Origin of the sequence: Mesoterricola silvestris (assembly GCF_030295405.1) — a bacterium.
Taxonomy (GTDB): domain Bacteria; phylum Acidobacteriota; class Holophagae; order Holophagales; family Holophagaceae; genus Mesoterricola; species Mesoterricola silvestris.
On the sequence record NZ_AP027080.1, the window covers coordinates 3,489,568 to 3,510,437 of the forward strand.

Here is a 20,870-nt window from a genome sequence, read left to right on the forward strand (position 1 = left end):
AGGGTCTGTTCGGAAGCTGTGGACAAGGATGGCTTATACCCGATCCCCTCGGGGCAGGGTGCCTGGAAGGTGAGTGTCCTGGCAACGTACGAACCTGATGCGCCGGAGAATCCAGGCGAAAAGATGAAACGCTGGGGCGCAGAGATCTCGCTGGGGCGCTGGGGAATCAAGCCCGGGTGTGAACGCCCGGGCGGATCCCGCCATCCTTGAGGGGCCAGGCGCGGACGTTCAGAAGCAGGCCAACCTCGAGACCGGAGAAACGCACCTGCGTATTGACCTGGGCGAAGTGGGCATCCACCAGCTTCTCCTTCTTTTCCCAGCGCCCCAGCGAGTCCCCAGCGTCCCAGCGTTTGAGTTTTTCGATGGGCCTTCCGATCCGCCCAGGACAAGCCGTTCAGAGCTTCTACCCCCAACGACGCAGGCCATTGCAACCTGTGTGCATAACTGCGAGCCGTGCTATCAAAGCGGGTGTAGACGCTGATCCAAGGCCCGAACGCCTCCGGCGGATCCCGCCATGGCGCTCCCGTCCGATGCCTCCAGAGGATCCCTTCCACCCTCGGGCGGTTGGGAAGCCGCGAACGTCCCATCCCTCCCTGCTCAGGAGGAAGCAGGGGCGCCCGTTTTCTCCACATCTCATCGGCCAAGAAGCTTCTTGCCCTCGTTCCTCCGGGACGAAAATCCTGGTGTACGAGGCTTGAGCCTTGAGCACAACCTAACTATTCATTGAGCCTATAAGATGCCGAGCAATCCCTAGGAGCCAGGGCTCTCCCCCGCCCGCCAAGCCAGCACCCGGTTGGCCGCGGCCCGGCCCGCCTTCTCCACCAGGGCCGCTTCCTCGGCTTCACGCACGGCCGTGACGCTGCCGAAGGCCTGCAGGAGTTTCTTCGCCGTGGCGGCGCCCACGCCGGGGATGGTGGTCAGTTCGGTCTGGAGGGTGCGCTTGGCCCGCAGGGTCCGGTGGTAGGTGATGGCGAAGCGGTGGGCCTCGTCGCGGATGCGCTGGAGGAGCTGGATGACGGGGCTGGTCCTCGGGATGCGCAGGGGCTCGGAGGTGCCGGGGCGGTAGACCAGCTCCTCCTTCTTGGCCAGGGACGCGCGCTCCAGCTGGTCCAGGCCCAGGGCGGCCAGGGCGCTTTCGGCGGCGTGCAGCTGGCCCAGGCCGCCGTCGATGAGCACCAGGTCCGGGAGGTCCTTGCCCTCGTCCCGGAGGCGCTTGTAGCGCCGGCCCACCACCTCGGCCATATTGGCGAAATCGTCGTTCTGCTCGTTGGTGACCTTGAAGCGGCGGTAGTTCTTGCGGTCCGGCACGCCGTCGGTGAACACCACGCAGGAGGCCACCACTTCCCGGCCCTGCCCGTGGCTGATGTCGAAGCACTCCATGCGCCGGGGCAGGTGGGCCAGGCCCAGGAAGGCCTGCAGGCCCTCCAGGACGGCCTGGTTGAGGCGCGCGGGCTCGAACTTGCGCTCCAGGGCCAGGCGCGCGTTCTCCTGGGCCATGGTGAGGAGGTCCACTTTGTCGCCCCGCTGGGGCACGGCCAGGTGGGGCTTGGCGCCGCGCATGCTGCCCAGCCACTCCCGGAGCAGCTCGGCGTCCTCGGGCTCCACCTCCACCAGGATGCGCCCGGGAACGGGCTCCTCGGCGTAGATGCGCTTGAGCACCTCGGACAGCACGGCGCCGTCGAAGGCCTCCACGTCCTCCAGGACGTACTCCCGCCGCCCCACCATGCGCCCCTCGCGCATCTCCAGGCGGTGCACGCAGGCGCGGCCGTCCAGGACGGCGCTGCCGTAGTAGTCGGTGTCCTCCTGGTCCACGGTGGCGGCCTTCTGGCGGTTGAACCAGGCGTCCACCTGGTTCAGGGTGTCCCGGTACTGCGCGGCCTGCTCGAAGGCGCTGTGCTCCGAGGCCTTCCACATGGCCTCCTCCAGGCGCGCCTTCAGCTCGTCCCGCTTCCCTTCCAGGAAGAGCCGGGCCTCCTTGGCCTGCTCCCGGTAGGCCTCCTGGGTCACCGCGGCGATGCAGGGGGCGGTGCACCGGTGCAGCTGGTACTTCATGCAGGCCCGGCCCCGCTTGCCGTCGATATCGATGTCGCAGTCCCGGATCTGGAAGAAGCGGTAGGCCAGTTCCGCGGTGCGGTAGGCCGTGGACGCCGGGAAGAAGGGCCCGAAGTACAGCGACCCGTCCTTCTTGACCTTGCGGGTGACGAAGACCTGGGGGAAGGGGTCCTTCCAGGTGAGCTTCACGTAGGGATAGCTCTTGTCGTCCCGCAGCATGATGTTGTAGGGCGGCCGGTGCTCCCGGATGAGGTTGTTCTCCAGGACCAGGGCCTCCAGTTCCGTCTCGCAGACGATGAACTCCAGGTCCCAGATGCGGCTCACCAGGCGCCGGGTCTTGGCATCCAGGTGCTTGGACTGGAAATAGCTCTTCACGCGGTTGCGCAGGACCTTGGCCTTGCCCACGTAGAGGAGGTTGGCCTCCTTGTCCCGGTAGAGGTAGACCCCGGGCCGGGTGGGCAGGTCCGCCAGCTTGCGCTGGAGGAAGGGGCTGCGATCGGCGTTCGAGCGGGTGCTGGCCATGGGGAATTCTACCGGGAACCTCGGCCCCGCGCGGGGCACCGATCCTCCATGGACGCTTCCAGGGGCCGCGCGGCGCGGAGGTACGGACGCTGGTGCGAAAGGGGCACCCTCTGGCTCCTGTGGCTGCGGGGCTGGGACCCCGTGGCCCGGAACCTGAAGGCCGGCAGGTTCGAGATGGACCTGCTGGTGACCCGGGGCGACGAGTTGCGCCTGGTGGAAGTGAAGGCCCGCGCCCCCGGCGCCTGGGTGGGGGGCGACGCCGCGCTCACCTTTCCCCAGCGGCTCCGCCTCCAGAAGGCCCTGCGGAGCTTCCTGGAGCGGGTGCCCTGGCCCTTCCGGGTGACCTTCCAGCGGGTGAGCTGGTCGGGGTGGCGGTGGACCTTCCATCCCCCGGAACGATGGAGGTAGGAAATGCCCAGGAACGGGGGCCCCTGGGGTGCCCGGACCCGATTCCGGTAGAATCGTCCCATGCTGGTACTCGGACTCGAATCCTCCTGTGACGACTGCTCCGCGGCGGTGGTCCGCGAAACGCCCGGAGGCCCCGTCCTCCTGGCCATGACCCGCAAGAGCCAGGACGAGCTCCACGGCCCCTACGGGGGCGTGGTGCCCGAGCTGGCGGCCAGGGAGCACCTCCTGCAGCTGCGGGGGGTCATCGCCGGGGCCCTGGACAAGGCGGGGCTGCCCCTTTCGGCCATGGACCGCATCGCGGTCACCCAGGGGCCGGGGCTGGTGGGGTCCCTGCTCACCACGTTCTCGGCCAGCAAGGCCATGGCCTGGCGCGAGGGCATCCCCTGGGTGGGGGTGCACCACCTCCTGGGCCACCTGAACGCGGCGCGCTTCGCGGTGCCGGACCTGCCCTTCCCCGCCCTGGCCCTCCTGGTGTCCGGGGGGCACACCCACCTCTACCTGGCCCGGGACTGGTCCCACCTGGAGCTGCTCCAGAAGACCCGGGACGACGCCGCGGGGGAGGCCTTCGACAAGACCGCGCGCATGCTGAACCTGGGCTACCCCGGCGGGCCCATCGTGGACACCTGCGCCAGGTCCGCGGAACGGGCCGCGGCCCCCTTCACGCCCCCCAAGTTCCGGGACGGCAAGGCCGGCTGGAGCTTCTCGGGGCTGAAGACCGCCGTGAGGAACCGCATCCACGGCGAGGCGGGCCTGGACGCCGCGGGCGTGGACGATCCCCGGGTGCGGGCCCTGTGCCGCACCCTGCAGGAGACCGTGGCCTCCTGGCTCCTGAAGCCCGTTCCGGCCCTCCGGGACGAGACCGGGGCCCGGGCCCTCATCGTCTCCGGCGGCGTGGCCTGCAATTCGGAGCTCCGCGCCCAGGCCGCGGCGCTGGCCGGAAAGCTGGGACTGGTCCTGGCCATCCCGGAGCCCCGGTTCTGCACGGACAACGGCGCCATGATCGCCGCGGCCGGCGCGATCCTGGCCCCCGCGGCCGATCCCTGGTCCCGAAACGCCGACCCCAACCTGCCCCTGGGAGCCTAGCCGTGGACGTGACCCGCGAGGACGTGCTCCGCTGCGCCGCCCTGACCCGCCTCAGCCTCCGGGAGGAGGAGATCGAGCCCCTGCGCCGGGACATGGCCCGGATGCTCAGCCACGCCCAGAGCCTGGACGCCCTGGACCTGGAGGGAGTCGAACCCGCCAGCCTGGACCGGCCCCTGCCCCGCCGGGAGGACACCCCCCGGGAGGGCTTCACGCAGGCCGAGGCCCTGGCCAACGCGCCCGAAGCGCACCGCGGCCAGTTCGCGGTTCCCCGGGTCCTGTGATCACCACGCGTCCAGCAGCGCCTTGAACTCCGCCAGGCTGTAGGGCTTGCGCAGGCTCCGCACCCCGGGGCGGCCCTCCACGAGCCGGGCCACATCCTGGTCGGAATAGCCGCTGGCCATGACCACCCGCTGGGCGGGGCGCAGGGCCAGGATCCGGGGCAGGGTCTCGGCGCCGGTGAGCCCGGGCATGTTCATGTCCAGGATCACCAGGTCCGGGTCCAGGCCCCCCTCCAGCATCGCCAGCGCCTCCGTCCCCCCCGGGGCGAGGCTCACCCGGTGGCCCAGCACTTCCAGCATGGGCCCCACGGCCTCCCGGATGAGTTCGTCGTCGTCCACCAGGAGGATGGAGAGGGGCCGGGCCCCGGGGGCCGCGGGGACGGCCTGGATCCCCTCGGAAGGCGCTTCCAGCACCCTGGATGCCGGGAAGTGGAGGGTGGCCGAGGTCCCCTCCCCGGGGGCGCTCCGCAGGTCCAGGGCGCCTCCGTGGGCCTTCATGGTGCCGAAGACCATGCTGAGCCCCAGGCCGGTGCCCTTGCCCATGGGCTTGGTGGTGAAGAAGGGCTCCATGGCCTTGCGCAGGACCTCGGGGGGCATGCCGGAGCCGGTATCCTCCACCGCCAGGCTCACCCCGCCCCCGGGCTCCCGGCGGGTGCGCAGGGTGAGGGTTCCGCCCCGCTCCATGGCGTCCACGGCGTTGACGCAGAGGTTCATGATGGCGTGGCTGAGGGCGCCGGCGTCGCCCATCACGGAGGGCAGGCCCTCCTCCAGGGCCATGACCGGCGCGACCCGCTTGAGGGTGGTGTGGGCCAGCAGCTGGGTGATGTCGGCCACCAGGGCGTTGAGATCCAGGGGGCGCTCCTCCTCCAGGCCCTTGCGGGCGAAGTAGAGGAGGCTCTTGGTGACGCCCCGGCCCCGGAGGCAGGCGGTGACGATGGTGTCCAGGGAACGGGAGAGGGCGGGCGCCAGGCCGGGGTCCTCCCGGTGGGCCGAGGCCAGGCTCAGGATGGCCCCCAGGACGTTGTTGAGATCGTGGGCGACGCCCCCCGCCAGGCTCCCCAGGCTCTCCATCTTCTGGCTTTGGGCAAGCTGGGCCTCCAGGCGCTTCTGCTCCTCCGCGGCCAGGCGCTGCTGGGTGATCTCGATGCCGAAGGAGATGGTCCCCCGGATCCGCCCCCCCCTGCGCACTTCGCTGTTCTGCCAGCTGATGTACTTCTCCGTGCCGTCCTTGGCGCGGATGGGATTCTCGAAGTGGCGGGGCACGCCGCCTTCCAGGAGGGTCCCGAAGACCCCCCACACCTCGGGGTACCGTTCCCGGGGCACCAGGGTCTGGAACCAGTCCCGGCCCAGCAGCTCCTCCCGGGTGAATCCGGTGATTTCGGTGGCGGCCTCGTTGACCATCACGACGCGGCCGGTCTCGTCCAGGCACACGACGATGGCGTTGGCGGTCTGGATGAGGTTCTCCGCGAATTCCTCGGCGGTGCGCAGGTCCTCCTCGGCCCGGGCGCGGCGGGCCTGCTCGTCCAGCTTGTCCAGGGCGAAGGCCAGGTCCAGGGCCGTCTCCTTCAGCAGCTCCACCTCCCCTGGCCCGAAGAAACCCGGGACCGTGGCCACGACGCCCAGGATGTGGGTGACGACCCCGGCCTGGGCGATGGGGAAGGCCGCCGCGGATTCGGACGCGTCGTCCAGGATGCAGGGCCGTCCCTCCCGGATGACGCCTTCCAGGGGATCCCTTCCCCCTTCCCGGGCGAACCGGCCCAGGGCGGCCTCCCTGCCGCTCGCGCCCGCCAGGGTCACGTCGCCCGTGGCGCCGTCCACCACGCCGATCCAGGCCGTGCCCATGCGGCCGAATTCCACCAGCACGGAGCACACGCGCTGGAAGAGCCCCTCGCGGTCCCGGGTCCACACCACCGCCTGGCCCACCTGGCCCAGGGCCGCGTACAGCTGGGTGAGGTGCCGGATCTCCTGGGCCTGGGCGTGGCGCTCGGAAATGTCCCGGAGGAAGCTGAGCACGTAGGTGCCCCCGCCCTGGGTGACGACGCGGCTGCTGATCTCCACCGGGAATACCGTGCCGTCCTTGCGGCGGTGCCAGGTCTCCCAGACCCCCGAGCCTTGGGCCTTCAGCCACTCCCACTTGGCCTGGAAGTCCGCCGCGGCCTCCGGGGCCCGCAGATCGCCCCCGGTCCGGCCCAGCAGCTCCTCCAGCGTGTACCCGTAGCTGGCCTGGGCGCGCTCGTTGGCCTCCAGGATGCGCCCTTCGGGGTCCAGCAGCAGGATGATGTCGTTGGCTTCGCGCATGAGGACCTTGGAACGCTCCGCCAGGGCCTTGCGCTCCCGCTCCATGGCCAGCATCTCGCGGATGCGGATCCCACCCTGGCGCCGCACCAGGAAGCCCGTGGCCATGGCCAGGAGGAGGACGCTGCCCAGGGTGGCCATGGCGGTCCCCCAGAAACGGGGCCGCAGCTGCTCGACCAGATCGGCCTCCCCGATGCGCACCGCCAGGGTCCAGGGCGCCCAGCGCAGGGGCCGCACCGCGCCGAAGGCCCGGGTGCGCAGGCTCTCCCCGCCGGTGACGAAATCCAGGCGGCTCCGGCGGGAGGCCGCCTCGAGGTAGGCGCCCAGGGCGTCGGAGGGGACGGAGCCCAGGAGCCCGCGGCCGGGTTCCACCAGGAAGGTCTCGCCCCGGGGCCCCAGGGTCGGCCAGTCCGGGAGGAAGGATCCGAAATAGTGGTCGGCCTCCATGGCCAGGTTCACCGCCCCCGCCGGGGTCCCGCCGGCGTCCATCACCGGGACCCAGAAGCCGAAGCGCCACGCGCCCCCGTCCGGGTCCCGGTGCAGGTCCTCCAGGACCACCCTGCCCTGGTCCAGGGCCTTCTGGAGGGATGCGGGCGCCGGCCGGAACGTGCCGTCCCCGATGATCTCCCGGCCCGAGGGGTCGCACAGGGCCACGCACTGGTACCCGCACAGCGCGCGCATGGAGGCCATCCAGGACCGCACTGGCCCGTCCCCGGGCCCGGAGCCCTTCTGGAGCCGCAGGGCCAGGGCCTCCTGCAGGAGGCCGCCCCCGCGGACCACCTCGGCGTCGCCGATGCGCTCCTCCATCCAGTGGTCGAGGGTCGAGGCCTTCAGGTCCGCCACCGCCGCCAACTGGGCCCTGGCCGCCCTCAGGTGGGCCCGGGCCTGGCCCCGCATCCACAGGGCCCCGGCCATGGCGCCCAGGGACGCCAGCACCATGAAGCTCAGGAGGGGCATGCGCTTCAGCCAGGGGCCCGCGGTGGACGCCAGCTCCACCCGGTCGAGGTGGAACAGGCTCAAGGGGAAGGTGTCGTTGCCCGCCAGGGCCAGCAGGGCGTGGCCCAGAAGGAAGAGGGTGAGGGAAGTGGGCAGGGGCGTGGCGGAAACGGTGGCTTCGTACAGGAGGGGCATCCCGGCCGCGTATCCGAAGAGCAGGAGGGACCCCGCCACCAGGGGCACCAGGGCGGCCAAGGCGGCCACCTGCCGCTGCTTCCAGGATGCGGACCGGTGGCCCGCCGCCACCCCCAGACCCAGACAGGCGGCGAGGTAACCCACCCGCGCGAGGAGCGCGCTGGAGGGCGTCCGAAGGAGGATCGCGACCAGGACCAGGCCGAGCGCCGCCATGAGGCTGCGCACCCAGAGCCGCCGCCGGCCGCCCCGGGCCAGGAACAGGCCTAGGCAGAGGACCGAGGTGATCCAGGCGGAACCGGGCGGCATGGGGCGCAGGCCCCGGCCGAAGCCCGCCAGGGCGGGGAGGCCCTCGTAATGGCCCGCGAGGGCCACCAGGGCGGTGAGGAGGCAGAGGGTGGCCCAGAACCCGACCTTGTACTTCGAAAGGACGCCGAACACCGCAACTCCATTAAAAACACATATTACATTTTACAAGCACGGGTTCGGGCATGTTGAATTTTTGCATAAATACCAGACGGGCGCCCGTAAGGACGCCCGCCAGCCGTTTCTTTTTCCCAGGGATCAGAAGTCGCCGCCGCCCGAATCGCCGCCGCCCGAATCGCCCCAGTCCCCGCCGGAATCCGAGGAGCCCCCGGAATCGCCCCAGTCGCCCCCCGAGGAGGACCCGCCCGAATCGCCCCAGTCGCCGCCGCTGGAGGAGCCGCCATCGCCGCCCCAGCCGTCCCGGTCCCGGTCGTGGTGGCCGCCGCCCAGCATGCTGCCCAGCATCATGCCCGTGAGGAGGCCGCCCACGCCGCTGCCCCCGCCCTGGGGGGGGTAGTAGCCCGGCTGGCCCGGGGCCAGGCCCTGGGGCGCGTCCAGACCCAGGCGCTGGCGCGCGCCGGCGGGCAGCTCCTCGTCCTTGAGTTCCTGCACGCCGGCGGTGCCGCCGCAGTAGCCGCAGGTCCAGGTCACCTTGCGGAGCCCGTCGTACTGCTGCTTCATCTTGTCCCCGGCGGCGCCGCAGGTGGGGCACTTGGGGTAGGGGCAGGCGAAGGTGATCCCTTCCACGGGGCCCGAGCCCATGGGGCGGTGGGCCGCGCCCAGCTGCTCCTCGCGGTCCCTGCGGCCTCGCATGACGAGCCACACGACGATGCCGACGATGAGGAGGAAGACGAAACAGCCCATGCCGCCGCCCCCCGAGGATTCGTCCCTCCGGCGAAGCAAGGCGGCCTGTTCCGTGAGCATTAGGGTCTGCATGGCGTACCTCTCGCCCTACAGCTTAACTCCACTGGCATACTGTCCGGGAGATGAACACCGCCTCCTCCCTGCCCCCGGGCCCATGGATGGTCCTCGGCCTCATGTCCGGCACCAGCGCGGACGGCGTGGACGCGGTCCTGGCGCGGGTGGACCCCACGGGCTTCCGGGAAGGCAGCCCCTTCCTGGAGCTCGCGGGCCACCTGCACGAGCCCTATCCCCCCGCCCTGCGGGAGACGGTCATGGCCGCCGCCAACGACAACCTCCGGCCCGGGGCCCTGTGCGTGCTCCAGCGGGACCTGGGCGAGCACCATGCCCGCGCGGCCTGCCAGCTCGTCGACTCCCTGGGCCTGAAGCCCCACCTGGCCTCCCTCCATGGCCAGACCGTCCAGCATCATCCGGCCCGGGGCGCCACCCTCCAGCTGGCGGACCCCTACGTCCTGGCCGAGAAGCTCCAGTGCCCGGTGGTGTGGGACCTGCGGCGCCGGGACATGGCCCTGGGCGGCCAGGGCGCGCCCCTCGTGCCCCTCACCGAACTCTGGCTCCACGGGCGGCGCGAGCCCTGGATCGCCCTCAACCTGGGCGGCATCGCCAACGCCACGGTGTGGGACGGTTCCCGGGTGCGGGCCTGGGACCTGGGCCCGGCCATGACCCTCCTGGACCTGGCCGCCACCCTCTGGCTGGGCAGGCCCTACGACCCCGGCGGGGCCACGGCCACGGGCTTCGTGGAGGAATCGCTCCTGGAGGCCTGGCTGGCCCACCCCCACTTCCGCATCCCCCCGCCCAAATCCACGGGGAGGGAGGTCTTCGGAGCGGCCTGGCTGGACGCGGAGCGCCGCGGCCTGGAGCACCTCCCCCTTCCCTCCCGCCTGGGCACCCTCGCGGCCTTCACCGCCGAGGCCTGCGCCCGGGAGCTGAGGGCCTGGGCCCCGCCCCTGCCCGCAGGCACCCCCATCCTGCTCTCCGGGGGCGGGGCCCTCCACGGGCGGGTCCGCAAGGAACTCGCCGGGCGCCTTCCGGGCTTCCGCATCCAGGACGACCTGCAGTTCCCCTCCGGGGCCCGGGAAGCCGTGAGCTGGGCCCTCCTGGGCGCCGCCAGCGCCGCGGGCGTCCCCGGCAACCTCGCCGAGGTCACCGGGGCCTCGGCGGCCGCGGTCCTGGGCAGCTGGGTGCCCGGGTGAAAGCCGGGCGCTGGCTGGACCACCTCCCCCCGTGGATGGCCTGGGGGGCCGTGGCCAGCACCGGCGCATACAGCCCCGCGGAGATCGCCGCCATGGCCGTGCCGATCCTGGGCGGGGCCCTGGTGGAGTGGCGCGAAGGCTCCCTGCACCGCTTCCGGCGGGTGCTGGAGATCGCGGCCCTGGCCGTGTTCCTCGTGAACGTGGCCGCGCGCACCGGCGTGCTGCCCACGGTGGTCAATACGCTGTTCGCGCTCTGCGGCGTGCGGCTCTGCCTGCCCCGGGCCGAGGCCCAGCGGCGCCAGCTCCTGCTCATGGGCTTCCTGGTGTTCCTCACCACCGCGGTGTCCACCTCCGAGCTGGATTTCCTCCTCTGGGCCCTGGTGTGGGTCTCCGGCGGGGCGCTGTTCCTCATGCAGCTCAACTGGGAGAAGTCCGCCCTCCTCCGCCCCGGTCCCGCCCTCCCGCCGCCCTTCCGCAAGGCCCCGGCGTGGCTGGCGGCGGTGGTGGTGATGGCCGCGGGCTTCTTCGTGGTGCTGCCGCGCCTGCGCATGGGCGTGAGGGGCCTGCCCCTGGGCGTCCATGGCCTCGCGGGAGGCCGCGCGGGGCTCAGCGACGTGCTCGACCTCGCCGGGGGCGGCCCCATCCAGGGCGGGGGGGAGGTGGCCCTGCGCATCGTCCCCGGGCCCGGGCAGCCCGGCTTCGACCGGGCCTTCGGGCTCCTCCGGGCCATGGTGCTGGAGGAGCTGGATGGCCAGCGCTGGGAGGTCTCGGACGCGACGCCCCGCAACGCCCTGGCCCAGTGGAACGAGCCCGGCCCCGGAGGCCCCGCCCTCACCGCGGAGGCCTTCCTCAGCCCCAGCCCCCTGCCCGTGATCCCCCTCCCCTACGGCCAGGCCACCCTCTCCCCCCCCGAAGGGGAGCGCCTCCGGGCCGGACCGGGCGCCTCGGTGCGGTGGTGGTTCCCCCTGCGGCGCATCCTTCCCCTGAAGCTGAGGGTCGAGCCCCAGGAGGGCGAGCCCGAGCGCCTCGCCGGGGAGTACCGGCGCCAGCTCCTCACCCGCGCCGGGCCCGCCACGGAGAGCGCCCTGCGGTGGAGTCTCGCCACCGCCCCCGGGGACCTTCCCCCGCGCGAACTGGCGGCGCGGCTCTCCACCGCCCTGCGCGCCTTCCGCTACACCCTGGACAACCCTTCCGGGGGTGCGGCCGATCCCATGCGGGATTTCCTGGAGCGCTCCCGGGCCGGGCACTGCGAGTACTTCGCCTCGGCCCTGGCCATGATGCTCCGGCGCCGGGGCGTCCCCGCGCGGGTGGCGGTGGGCTACCGCCTGGGCCCCTGGATCCCCAGCGGCGGCTACTTCCTCGTGACCCGGAACGAGGCCCACAGCTGGGTGGAGTACTACGACCCGGACCTGCGGCGCTGGAGGACCGAGGACCCCACCCCGGCCGCGCCGCCCTCGGGCCTGGGCGCGGGGTCGTTCCTGTCTGCCCTGGGGCGCCTGGCGGATTCGGCGCGCTTCGCCTGGGACCGCAACGTGGTGCGGTTCTCGGACGAGGACCAGCTGGCCGGCATCGAATGGCTCCAGGCCAAGGTGGGCCGGGCGGCCCCCGACAGCCTGCGGGAGCCCCTGCGCGCCGGCCTCAAGGCCGCGGCCCTGCTGGCGGCCCTCGGGGCCCTGGCCTGGGGGGGGCGGGCCCTGCTGTCCCGTCCCGCCCGGGGGGGGACGGGAAGCCCGGGACGGCTGCCCCAGCTGAGGCCCCTCCTGCGGGTGGCGGGCCGGGAGCGTCCGCCGGGTCCGGGCGAAACGGCCCGGGTCTGGCTCACGGGCCTTCGGGATCTGCGCCCGGATCGCTCCGCCCCCCTGGAGGCCCTGGCCCGGGAAGCGGACGCCGTGGCCTACGGGGGCGGGGAGGGCACCGCCCTGGCCCGCCTGGCCCGGGAGGAGGCCAAAGCCTGGAGGCGGAGCGGGCGGGTGTGATAAATTTTTTCAATCGAGGGAAAAAATAAATGCATCAGCCCATCCCCGCCGACATCGATATCGCCCGCCACGCCTCCATGCTGCCCATCGGGGAGATCGCCGCCCGGCTCGGCATCCCGGATTCCGCCCTGGAACCCCACGGCCGCGTCAAGGCCAAGATCTCCCTGGACCTCTACCGGGGTCTGCGCGCCGGGCCCCAGGGCAAGCTCGTCCTCGTAACCGCCATCACCCCCACCCCCGCCGGGGAAGGGAAGACCACCACCACCATCGGCCTCACCGACGCCCTGGCCCGCCTGGGGAAGAAGGCGATGCTCTGCATCCGCGAGCCCTCCCTGGGCCCCTGTTTCGGCATCAAGGGGGGCGCCGCCGGGGGCGGCTACGCGCAGGTGGTGCCCATGGAGGATATCAACCTCCATTTCACCGGCGACTTCCACGCCATCGGCGTGGCCCACAACCTGCTCTCCGCGGTCATCGACAACCACCTCGCCTCGGGCAACGCGCTGGACATCGACCCCGCGCGGGTGGTGTGGCGGCGCGTGGTGGACATGAACGACCGGGCCCTGCGCCAGATCGTGGTGGGGCTGGGGGGCTCGGCCAACGGCGCCCCGCGGGAGACCGGCTACGACATCACCGTGGCCTCCGAGGTCATGGCCGTGTTCTGCCTCTCCGAATCCATCCACGAGCTCAAGGAGCGCCTGGGCCGCATGATCGTGGCCTACACCCGGGACCGCCGCCCCGTGCTGGCCTCCCAGCTCAAGGTCCACGGCGCCATGGCCGCCCTCCTCAAGGACGCCATCAAGCCCAACCTCGTCCAGACCCTGGAGAACAACCCCGCCCTGGTGCACGGGGGCCCCTTCGCCAACATCGCCCACGGCTGCAACAGCCTCATCGCCACCCGCATGGCCCTGGGACTGGCCGACTACGTGGTCACCGAGGCGGGCTTCGGCGCGGACCTGGGGGCCGAGAAGTTCCTGGACATCATGTGCCGGCAGTCGGGGCTGGTGCCCGACGCCGTGGTGCTGGTGGCCACCGTGCGCGCCCTCAAGATGCACGGCGGCGTCGCCAAGGCCGACCTGGGCCGCCCCGACGCCGAAGCCGTGCGCCGGGGCCTGCCCAACCTCCTCAAGCACCTGGAGAACATCCAGGCCTGGGGCCTGCCCGTGGTGGTGGCCGTCAACCACTTCACCGCCGACACCCCGGAGGAGACCGCGGCCATCGAAGAGGCCTGCGCGGCCCTGGGCGTGAAGGCCGTGCGCGCCGACCACTGGGCCCGGGGCGGCGAGGGCGCCCTGGACCTCGCCGGCGCCCTGCTGGAACTCACCGGCGGCCCCAGGCCGGCCCTGGCCTTCACCTACCCCGGCGAACTCCCCCTGTGGGAGAAGGTGCGCACCGTGGCCCGCAGGATCTACGGCGCCTCGGACATCAAGGGCGACGCCAAGGTCCTGAAGGCCTTCGCGGACCTGGAGGCCGCCGGCTTCGGCCACCTTCCGGTGTGCCTGGCCAAGACCCAGTACTCCTTCTCCACCGACCCCCAGCTCCGGGGCCGCCCCGAGGGCTTCACCCTGGCCGTGCGGGACGTGCGGGTGTCCGCGGGCGCCGGCTTCGTGGTGGTGCTCACCGGGGACATCATGACGATGCCCGGGCTCCCCAAGGTGCCCGCGGCCGAACTCATCGATATCGATGAGGAGGGGAATATCACGGGCCTTTCGTGAGGGACGGCCTCTGTCCGCGCTCCTCCAGCCGTACCGGCCCTGGCCCCTCCGGCACGGTGAGGATCCAGATCCGGTCGTAGGCCCGGATCTCCGGGAAGAAGCCCCGGTATCCCAGCGCCCCCGCCAGGACGGCCAGGGTATCGGAATGCCCGCAGAGGACCACGGTCCTTCCCCGGTAGTCCTCCAGCACCTCCCGGCCCACCGCGGCCTCCTCGCCCCGGGCCCGGATCTCGGGCACCAGGCCCAGGCGCCGGGCCAGGGGCGCCACGGTCTGCTGGGTGCGCCAGAGGTCCGTGGCGAAGATGGCGGCGGGCTTGAAGGGGGCGAGTTCCACCGCCAGGTCCTCGGCGCGGCGGAGGCCCCGGGAGGAGAGCTGGGCGTTGGAGGTGCGGGCCCCCTTTTCCGCGTGGTGGATCAGCACCGCGACGGTGTCCTGGGCCGCCAGGGCGAAGGCCGCCAGGAAGGCCAGGACCAGGCGCCGGGGCATCCTAGGATTCCTTCTCCAGCATGCCGAACCGCGCGACGATGCGCTTCTCCCCTTCCGGGAAACGGATGGTGTACGTGAGCATGTCGCCGCCGCCCGAGGCCGCGGTGATGACGCCCCGGCCGAAGCGGGGGCTGAGGACGCGCGTCCCCTTGGGCCAGCTCCCCGAGGGGGCCGGGCGCGGCTCCTCCGGTTCCGGGGCCTCGGGAGCGGCGTCGGCGGGGGGCTCCGGGGCCCGCACCTGGTTGAAGAAGCTGCGGATGCGCCCCAGCTCCGAGGCCACGCTCGTGGCGCCGCCCGTGGAGGGGCGCTGGGAGGGGAAGTTGCCCTGGCCCGAACGGTACAGCTCCGTGCCCCAGCGGATGGGGGACTCCAGGCCCTCCTCGGGCAGCTCCCGGAGGAAGCGGCTGGGCATGCCCAGCAGCTCCTGGCCCATGGCCCGGCGCCGGCGCGCGGCGGTGAGGTAGAGCTTGTTCTGGGCCCGGGTGATGGCCACGTAGAAGAGGCGGCGCTCCTCCTCCAGGCCGTCGTCGGCCTCCCGGGCGTTGCGGTTGGGGAAGACGTCCTCCTCCATGCCCACCATGAACACCACGGGGAACTCCAGCCCCTTGGCGCAGTGGATGGTCATGAGTGAGAGCAGCGAGGCCTCCTCCAGCTCGTCGGAATCCGAGGCCAGGCTCACCCGGTCCAGGAACTCCGCCAGCCGCAGCCCCAGGCTCTCGGCCTCGGCCGCGGCGGAGACGAATTCCTCCAGGTTGCGCAGGCGCGTCTCGGCCTCCAGGGTGGCCTCCTCCTCCAGCATCTGCACGTAGCCGGATTCCACCAGCACCCAGCGCACCAGGCCCGAAAGGCTGAGGGTCCGGGCCTCGTCCTCGGCGCGGCGGAAGAGCTCCACGTAGCGCACCAGCTCGCGCTGGGCCCGCCCCTTGAGCTCCCCGGAGCGCAGCAGGGCCACCGTGGCCTGGAGGGCGGTGCCGCCCTCGGGGATGGCGGCCTCGATGCGGGCCAGGGTCGTGGCCCCCACCCCCCGGGTGGGGGAATTCACCGACCGCCGGAAGCTGACCAGGTCGAAGGGATTGCACACCAGCCGCAGGTAGGCCAGCAGATCCTTGACCTCCTGGCGCTCGTAGAACTTCACGCCGCCCACGAGCTTGTAGGGCATGTTCTGGGCCCGCAGGGCCTCTTCCAGCTGCCGGGACTGCCAGTTGGCGCGGTAGAGCACCGCCATGCGCGCGTTGGGGAAGCGCAGGCGCTCCTGGCGGATGTGGTCCACCACGTACTCCGCCTCCAGGCGCCCCTCGTCCAGGAGCTTGAAGGTGATCCGCTCCCCCAGGCCCAGGTCCGTCCACAGCGTCTTGCCCAGGCGCTGGGTGTTGTTGGCGATGACGGTGCTGGCGGCGTCCAGGATCAGCTGGGTGGAGCGGTAGTTCTGCTCGAGCTTGATCTCCGTGGCGCCGGGGAAGTCCTTCTTGAAGTCCAGGATGTTTCGGATGTCGGCGCCGCGCCAGCCGTAGATGGACTGGTCCTCGTCGCCCACCACGCAGAGGTTCAGGTGATGCTTGGCCAGGTGCTGGACCAGCAGGTACTGCACCCGGTTCGTGTCCTGGTACTCGTCCACCAGGATGTACTTGAACCGCTCCGCGTAGGCGGCCTGCACCTCCGGGTCCCGGAAGAGCCTCTCCGTGTGCAGGAGCAGATCGTCGAAATCGCAGGCCTTGTGGCTCCGGAGGCCGTTCTGGTAGCCCCGGTAGGCCTCCAGGACCTTGCGGGTCCAGGGGTCCAGCGCCTCCTCCATGGCCTCGTCCGGGAGCAGGCACCGGTTCTTGAAATCGGAGATCACCTCCAGGACCTTCCTGGGGTGGAACTGCTTTTCCGGGAGCTTCAGGTCCGCCAGCACCTGCTTGACGAGGCTCCGCTGGTCGGAGGGGTCGAAGATCACGAAATCCCGGCCCACCGGGGTGCGGTCCCCCTCCCGGCGCAGGATGCGGGTGCAGAAGCTGTGGAAGGTGCTCACCCAGAGCTGCTCGGCGGGGACGTGCACCATGCGCTGGACCCGTTCGGCCATTTCCCCCGCGGCCTTGTTCGTGAAGGTCATGGCCAGGATGGAGGCCGGACGCACTCCCACCTCCTCGATGAGCCAGGCGATGCGCCGCGTGATGACGGTGGTCTTGCCCGAACCGGCCCCCGCCAGGATCAGGAGCGGGCCATCCACGTGGGTGACCGCCTCCTTCTGGGGACTGTTGAGGTTGCGCAGCAGGGGATGGTCGGGGGGAAACGCGGGCATCCCACGAGTCTAAGGGGCTACTTGCGGGGCGTCCACATGGGGTGCTCGAAGCTCAGGTAGAAGAACACCGACTTGTCCCCCTTGCTGGGCCCCACCCCGATGGGAAAGGCCAGTCCCGGCACGATCTGGAGGCCGTTCCTGAAATTGAGGGCGAAGCGGACCCCGGGGCTCACGAAGAAGGCGTCCGCCCTGGCCTTGAGCCCGGGTCCGGCCACCGTCTCCCCGCTGGAGAAGGCGAATTCCAGCATGGCGTTGGCGTTGGGGTGGGCGAGCCAGATGAAGCTCTGTCCCAGGGTCCAGGTGGTGAGGTCGGCCTTCTCCCCTGCGGCGTTCTTCGCGCCGGGGGTCCAGGTGGCCCCCAGGTTCCAGTGGGTGACCAGGGACTTCGTGAGCACCACGCTCACGGGCAGGAGCGCCTGGTAGCCCACGGCCCCGCTGCCCCGCCGCTGGCGCTCGTCGCCCGTGGGCAGGAGGAGGGTGAAGCGGGGCGCCACCGCCACCGCCGCGTCCCCGTCCCCCAGCAGCTGGTACCGGTAGTTGAGCGCCACGTCCCCCAGGGCGCTGCGCCCGTCGGGGGCGTCCTGCACCCGCTGGTAGGGCAGGGTGTAGCTCAGCTGATGCGCGATGCCCGGCACCGGCCACTCCTGGGTGAACGTGTAGAGCCAGTCCCGGGTCACCCGGTTCCGGCTGAAGGTGCTGATGTGCTGCACCACCCCGGGTTCCTGATTGTAGGCCTCCTCCACCAGGAAGGAGTTGTCCTGGATGGGCTTGTCGGGCTCCTCCGCCCGCGCGCAGAGGGCGGCCGCCAGGGAAAGCCCCAGGACCCGAGAAAAGGAATTCGCCATCATCAGCCTCCGGTTGCGCGGTGAACCAGTGTAGGCCGGAAGGCGCCGCGGGCGCGCGGCCATGGTGCCCCCACCCGGGGTCGAACCGGGATTCCATTGCTGGAGGGCGATTTTAAGTCGCCAGCGTCTGCCATTCCGCCATGGGGGCCTGCCTGCACCCCAGTCTAGCGGGCCCCGGGGCTCCGGGGCCATAGCGGACGGACATACGAACGGAAATTTCCGACCCCGCCCCTTTACCCGGCCCTCAGCCTGAGGCATCCTTGGGCTCCGTCCACCCTGGAACATGGATGTTCCCACTTCCTCCAGTGGAGTTCCCATGAATATCTCCCGTTCCTTCCGGTCCGCATTACGTTTCCTGGGCCTGGCGGCCCTCGGCGCGCTCGTCGCCTGCGGCGGCTCCGGCGCCGGATCCAAACCCGCGGCCGTGACGGGCACCGGCAGCCTGAACCTCGCGGTCACCGATGCCCCCTCCGACGCCTGGCAGCAGGTCTCCGTGGTGCTCAAGACCGCCAGCCTGCGCAACCAGGCCGACCAGTCCTGGACCCAGGTGTGGGCCGCGGATCCGGCCAACCCCGCCTCGGGCGTGGTGAACCTGGTGGATCTGGCCAGCGTGGCCGAACTGCTGGGCAAGGTCCCCGTGGCCGCGGGCACCTATGACCGGCTCCAGCTCACCATCGACACCACCCCCGCCTCCATGACCCTGGTGGACGACAGCGGCGCGACCATCCCCGCCGCCGACATCACCGTCATCGATCCCTCCGGCAAGGGCCAGATCAACGTCGTCATCGATCCCTCCCTGCAGGTGGCCGCGGGCGCCACCGCGAGCCTCCAGGCGGACTTCGACCTGGCCCACCCCCTCTCCATCGTCCAGGAGACCGTGGGCGGCGTGCAGAAGGTCGTCCTGAACCTCCAGGTGCGCCACAAGGCCCTGCCCACCCGGATCCAGGACCTGCAGTTCGCCCGGAAACTGGGCAAGGTGACCGCCGCCACCACCACCGGCTTCACCCTCACCGACGCCCGGGGCGCCACCTTCACCTACGGCGTGGACGCCAACACCCTCTACATGGACGCCGACGCCAAGGCCACTGGCACCCTGGCCGGGCTCACCGTGAACGCCTACGCCCTGGTGGCCTCCAACCTCAATGCCGACGGAAGCCTCTACGCCCGGCGCGTGTGGTACGCCGCGGACGCGGCCACCTTGCCGGCGCGCACCCCCGAGGGCCTCGTGCGCCGGGTCAACGCCGCCGCCGGCACCTTCACGGTCTTCTCCAAGGCCATCGCCGCGTCCACCATGCGGGAGCGCTGGGGAGGCCAGACCGTGAAGGTGGACGCCAACACCGTCTGGACCTTCCACACCACGGTCCCCATGGGCCAGGGCACCGGCCCCCTCGCCGACATCTGGCGCGGCGTCCGGGTCGATGTGCAGCTGGATGCCGCCGGCACCACCGCCACCGCGGTCAATGTCAACAATGCGCATGACGAAGGCTACATCACCTCCGTATCCGCCACCGGCCTCACCTTCGGCTGGCCCGGGCGCACCCAGATGCCCATGGCCATGGGCGTCCGTTTCGGCCCCGACGATGAGAGCGGACGGAACTGGCCCTACTACCAGAATCCCGCCGACGCCGCCCACGCCTTCAGCTGGTGGTACTTCGGCCTGCCCTCCAGCGCCTCCACCGTGGTCAAGGACCTGCAGGACACCGCCGCCGCGGCCACCGGCGCCAACCTTCCGGTCATGGGGTACGCCAACCTCTACTGGGACACCGTTTCCGGCGGCTGGCAGGCCTACCAGCTGGTGCTGGCCCCCAACGCCCTGCCCGTGGCCACCGTCACCCGGGCCTACACGGACGGTCCCGCCGCGGGATCCGGCACGGTGGGCGTCACCTTCCGCACGCCCTTCGCGGCGGCCACCACCAACCCCCTGACCGTGACCCTCGACTACGCGGGGGATCTCCAGACCGTGGTGGAGGCCCTCACCTGGAACAGTTCCACGCGCCTCCTCACCTTCCAGGCGCCGGTGGACCACGCCCAGTGGGCCGCGCTCCTGGTGCCCCCCGCGGCCCCGGCCCTGGGCGCCACCCGCATCTGGGTCCGCCCCGTGAAGAACGGCGCCGCCTTCGACTGGCACGCCTACAACGTCGAGGTGTTCACCTCCAACTGAGGCCCAGCCGCGCCATGCGGTCCTGAAGCAGCAGGTGGAGCTCCTCCACCTGCCGCTTCACCTCCGGCGCGAGCCGCCGCCGCGTGGGCCCCAGGCCCCAGCGGAGCCGGCAGGGGGAACCGAAGTAGACCCCGTCCACGAAGCTGCTGGCCAGCACCTCCCGCCCCGCCAGGAGGCGGGGCAGCGTGAGCACGATGGAGGAGAGGGCGGGCCCGATGTAGGGCAGGAAGCCCAGGTCCCGCACCCGGTAGTTGCCGGTGCGCGCCGCACGGGTCATGGCCTCGCACAGGGCGGGGTCGGGCCCCGCGGGGTCGTCGTAGACCAGCACTTCCGTGGAGTGGGGCCCGTAGGGCACCCCCCGCCGCGCCACGCGCTCCCCCTGCCCAGCCGCCTCCGCCGCGGCCATGGCCCGGCCCCACATGACCCCCAGGGCCAGGCCCCCCACCCGTTCCGGGGCGAGGCCCGTGCCCAGCCATGCGCCTTCCGGGGCGTTGCTGTCGTGGAAGGCGGTCTGGGCCAGGACCTCCACCGGATCGGACACCATGAGGAAGAGCCCCGCGAACCCTTCGGCGTTGGCGGCCTCCAGGGCCCCCTTCAGGCATTCCCGGTTGGGCCCGAACTGGGTGAGGCGCACCTCGCCCTCCGTCCCCAGGGGCGGCACCGCGCTGGCCGCCGCGAAGAGGAAGGCGTCGCAGCGCCGCATCATCTCCCCCAGCCCCGCCGCCTCCACCTGGGGCAGGCGGGACCCCGCCCTCCACCGGGCCACGGACCCCAGCTCCTGCACCATGCGCTCGAGATTGCCCCCGTCGCAGTCGTGGATCAGCAGGGTGCCGATGCCGCTGCCCGCGCAGGCCGCCAGCGCCGACGCCGCGAGCCCCCCCACCCGCCCCAGCCCCGAGATCCCCACCGTGAAGCTCCGGCCCCGGGCCGGCTCCGCCATCCTCCGGAGATACCTGGGAACCCCCGGCGCATCCCGGAGGTACGTCCAGTCCTTCCCACCCCCCTCCCAGAGCACCGCCACCCCCCCGCCCGGAGCCACCCGCCCCCGCGCGATCCAGGGCTCCGCGCGCGGATCCCCGTCCACCGGCGCCAGGACGATCTCCGCCCCCCCCGAGGACCGCTTGCGCACCCCCCACCCCAGGCGTTCCGCCATGACCGGATCCCCCGCCAGCGCCGCGCGCCCATCCCCGAAGAGCCTCATATCCCGCTCCCGCAGCCATGT

15 protein-coding genes, 1 tRNA gene and 1 pseudogene are annotated in these 20,870 nt (G+C 71.8%); 7 read left to right on the forward strand and 10 right to left on the reverse strand.

The window, feature by feature from the left end; all coding sequences use genetic code 11:
- Nucleotides 1–166: 166 nt before the first annotated feature.
- The 3 genes and pseudogenes from R2J76_RS15140 to uvrC form a co-directional block, all read right to left on the reverse strand.
- Complete coding sequence (locus tag R2J76_RS15140) at nt 167–298, reverse strand: GxxExxY protein (RefSeq protein WP_316412475.1); 132 nt, start codon at nt 296–298, stop codon at nt 167–169.
- A gap of 166 nt (nt 299–464) precedes the next feature.
- Nucleotides 465–632: pseudogene (locus R2J76_RS15145) on the reverse strand (transposase); the annotation flags it as partial.
- A 118-nt stretch (nt 633–750) separates the two neighbouring features.
- A complete protein-coding gene (gene uvrC, locus R2J76_RS15150) occupies nt 751–2,574 on the reverse strand; it encodes an excinuclease ABC subunit UvrC (protein ID WP_316412476.1) in 1,824 nt (607 codons plus the stop codon).
- Between the two features lie 48 nt (nt 2,575–2,622).
- Here uvrC and R2J76_RS15155 point away from each other — a divergent pair, with 48 nt between their 5' ends.
- From R2J76_RS15155 to gatC, 3 genes are read left to right on the forward strand one after another with little or no spacing between them, the layout of a single operon-like run.
- Complete coding sequence (locus R2J76_RS15155) at nt 2,623–2,982, forward strand: YraN family protein (protein WP_316412477.1); 360 nt, start codon at nt 2,623–2,625, stop codon at nt 2,980–2,982.
- 60 nt (nt 2,983–3,042) lie between these two features.
- Nucleotides 3,043–4,065, forward strand: coding sequence for a tRNA (adenosine(37)-N6)-threonylcarbamoyltransferase complex transferase subunit TsaD (gene tsaD, locus R2J76_RS15160; protein ID WP_316412478.1), 1,023 nt, complete (start codon nt 3,043–3,045; stop codon nt 4,063–4,065).
- A 2-nt stretch (nt 4,066–4,067) separates the two neighbouring features.
- The gene (gene gatC / locus R2J76_RS15165; protein ID WP_316412479.1) at nt 4,068–4,346 is read left to right on the forward strand and encodes an Asp-tRNA(Asn)/Glu-tRNA(Gln) amidotransferase subunit GatC; all 279 of its coding nucleotides are present in this window, start codon (nt 4,068–4,070) and stop codon (nt 4,344–4,346) included.
- Here the strand turns inward: gatC and R2J76_RS15170 are convergent, their stop codons facing one another.
- Together R2J76_RS15170 and R2J76_RS15175 are read right to left on the reverse strand one after the other, a co-directional pair.
- Nucleotides 4,347–8,207, reverse strand: coding sequence for a PAS domain S-box protein (locus tag R2J76_RS15170; RefSeq protein ID WP_316412480.1), 3,861 nt, complete (start codon nt 8,205–8,207; stop codon nt 4,347–4,349). It abuts the gene before it with no gap.
- Nucleotides 8,208–8,330: 123 nt separating this feature from the next.
- Nucleotides 8,331–9,008 (reverse strand): hypothetical protein, encoded by a 678-nt coding sequence (locus R2J76_RS15175; protein ID WP_316412481.1) that lies wholly within the window; start codon nt 9,006–9,008, stop codon nt 8,331–8,333.
- Nucleotides 9,009–9,058: 50 nt separating this feature from the next.
- Here R2J76_RS15175 and R2J76_RS15180 point away from each other — a divergent pair, with 50 nt between their 5' ends.
- The 3 genes from R2J76_RS15180 to R2J76_RS15190 are packed head-to-tail and all read left to right on the forward strand — an operon-like array spanning nt 9,059 to nt 13,874.
- Nucleotides 9,059–10,186 carry an anhydro-N-acetylmuramic acid kinase gene (locus R2J76_RS15180; protein WP_316412482.1) on the forward strand — a complete coding sequence of 376 codons (1,128 nt, stop codon included), beginning with the start codon at nt 9,059–9,061 and terminating at the stop codon, nt 10,184–10,186.
- Entirely contained in the window at nt 10,183–12,162 is a 1,980-nt protein-coding gene (locus tag R2J76_RS15185; RefSeq protein WP_316412483.1) for a transglutaminase family protein, read from the forward strand. Before R2J76_RS15180 ends, R2J76_RS15185 begins: the two co-directional genes overlap by 4 nt.
- Before the next feature lie 29 nt (nt 12,163–12,191).
- A complete protein-coding gene (locus R2J76_RS15190; protein WP_316412484.1) occupies nt 12,192–13,874 on the forward strand; it encodes a formate--tetrahydrofolate ligase in 1,683 nt (560 codons plus the stop codon).
- Here R2J76_RS15190 and R2J76_RS15195 read toward each other — a convergent pair.
- From R2J76_RS15195 to R2J76_RS15210, 4 genes are all read right to left on the reverse strand, one after another.
- Nucleotides 13,858–14,361: a histidine phosphatase family protein gene (locus R2J76_RS15195; RefSeq protein ID WP_316412485.1), complete on the reverse strand. Its 504-nt coding sequence runs from the start codon at nt 14,359–14,361 to the stop codon at nt 13,858–13,860. The two genes, R2J76_RS15190 and R2J76_RS15195, sit on opposite strands and share 17 nt — an antisense overlap.
- A gap of 1 nt (nt 14,362) precedes the next feature.
- Nucleotides 14,363–16,642: an ATP-dependent helicase gene (locus R2J76_RS15200; RefSeq protein ID WP_316412486.1), complete on the reverse strand. Its 2,280-nt coding sequence runs from the start codon at nt 16,640–16,642 to the stop codon at nt 14,363–14,365.
- A gap of 17 nt (nt 16,643–16,659) precedes the next feature.
- Nucleotides 16,660–17,487: a transporter family protein gene (locus R2J76_RS15205; RefSeq protein ID WP_316412487.1), complete on the reverse strand. Its 828-nt coding sequence runs from the start codon at nt 17,485–17,487 to the stop codon at nt 16,660–16,662.
- A gap of 62 nt (nt 17,488–17,549) precedes the next feature.
- A tRNA-Leu gene (locus R2J76_RS15210) sits at nt 17,550–17,635 on the reverse strand.
- A 168-nt stretch (nt 17,636–17,803) separates the two neighbouring features.
- Here R2J76_RS15210 and R2J76_RS15215 point away from each other — a divergent pair.
- The gene (locus R2J76_RS15215; RefSeq protein ID WP_316412488.1) at nt 17,804–19,648 is read left to right on the forward strand and encodes a DUF4382 domain-containing protein; all 1,845 of its coding nucleotides are present in this window, start codon (nt 17,804–17,806) and stop codon (nt 19,646–19,648) included.
- On the opposite strand, the gene R2J76_RS15220 is transcribed toward R2J76_RS15215, so the two are convergent.
- Entirely contained in the window at nt 19,635–20,849 is a 1,215-nt protein-coding gene (locus R2J76_RS15220) for a Rossmann-fold NAD(P)-binding domain-containing protein (protein ID WP_316412489.1), read from the reverse strand. The two genes, R2J76_RS15215 and R2J76_RS15220, sit on opposite strands and share 14 nt — an antisense overlap.
- Nucleotides 20,850–20,870: the final 21 nt, after the last annotated feature.

Bases quoted from the DNA above. Each gene is read 5' to 3' on its own strand.
- R2J76_RS15195 (WP_316412485.1), bottom strand. From the start codon at position 14,361: ATGCCCCGGCGCCTGGTCCTGGCCTTCCTGGCGGCCTTCGCCCTGGCG.
- tsaD (WP_316412478.1), top strand. From the start codon at position 3,043: ATGCTGGTACTCGGACTCGAATCCTCCTGTGACGACTGCTCCGCGGCG.
- R2J76_RS15180 (WP_316412482.1), top strand. From the start codon at position 9,059: ATGAACACCGCCTCCTCCCTGCCCCCGGGCCCATGGATGGTCCTCGGC.
- R2J76_RS15175 (WP_316412481.1), bottom strand. From the start codon at position 9,008: ATGCAGACCCTAATGCTCACGGAACAGGCCGCCTTGCTTCGCCGGAGG.
- R2J76_RS15155 (WP_316412477.1), top strand. From the start codon at position 2,623: ATGGACGCTTCCAGGGGCCGCGCGGCGCGGAGGTACGGACGCTGGTGC.
- R2J76_RS15190 (WP_316412484.1), top strand. From the start codon at position 12,192: ATGCATCAGCCCATCCCCGCCGACATCGATATCGCCCGCCACGCCTCC.
- R2J76_RS15200 (WP_316412486.1), bottom strand. From the start codon at position 16,642: ATGCCCGCGTTTCCCCCCGACCATCCCCTGCTGCGCAACCTCAACAGT.
- R2J76_RS15220 (WP_316412489.1), bottom strand. From the start codon at position 20,849: ATGAGGCTCTTCGGGGATGGGCGCGCGGCGCTGGCGGGGGATCCGGTC.
- uvrC (WP_316412476.1), bottom strand. From the start codon at position 2,574: ATGGCCAGCACCCGCTCGAACGCCGATCGCAGCCCCTTCCTCCAGCGC.
- R2J76_RS15205 (WP_316412487.1), bottom strand. From the start codon at position 17,487: ATGGCGAATTCCTTTTCTCGGGTCCTGGGGCTTTCCCTGGCGGCCGCC.
- R2J76_RS15215 (WP_316412488.1), top strand. From the start codon at position 17,804: ATGAATATCTCCCGTTCCTTCCGGTCCGCATTACGTTTCCTGGGCCTG.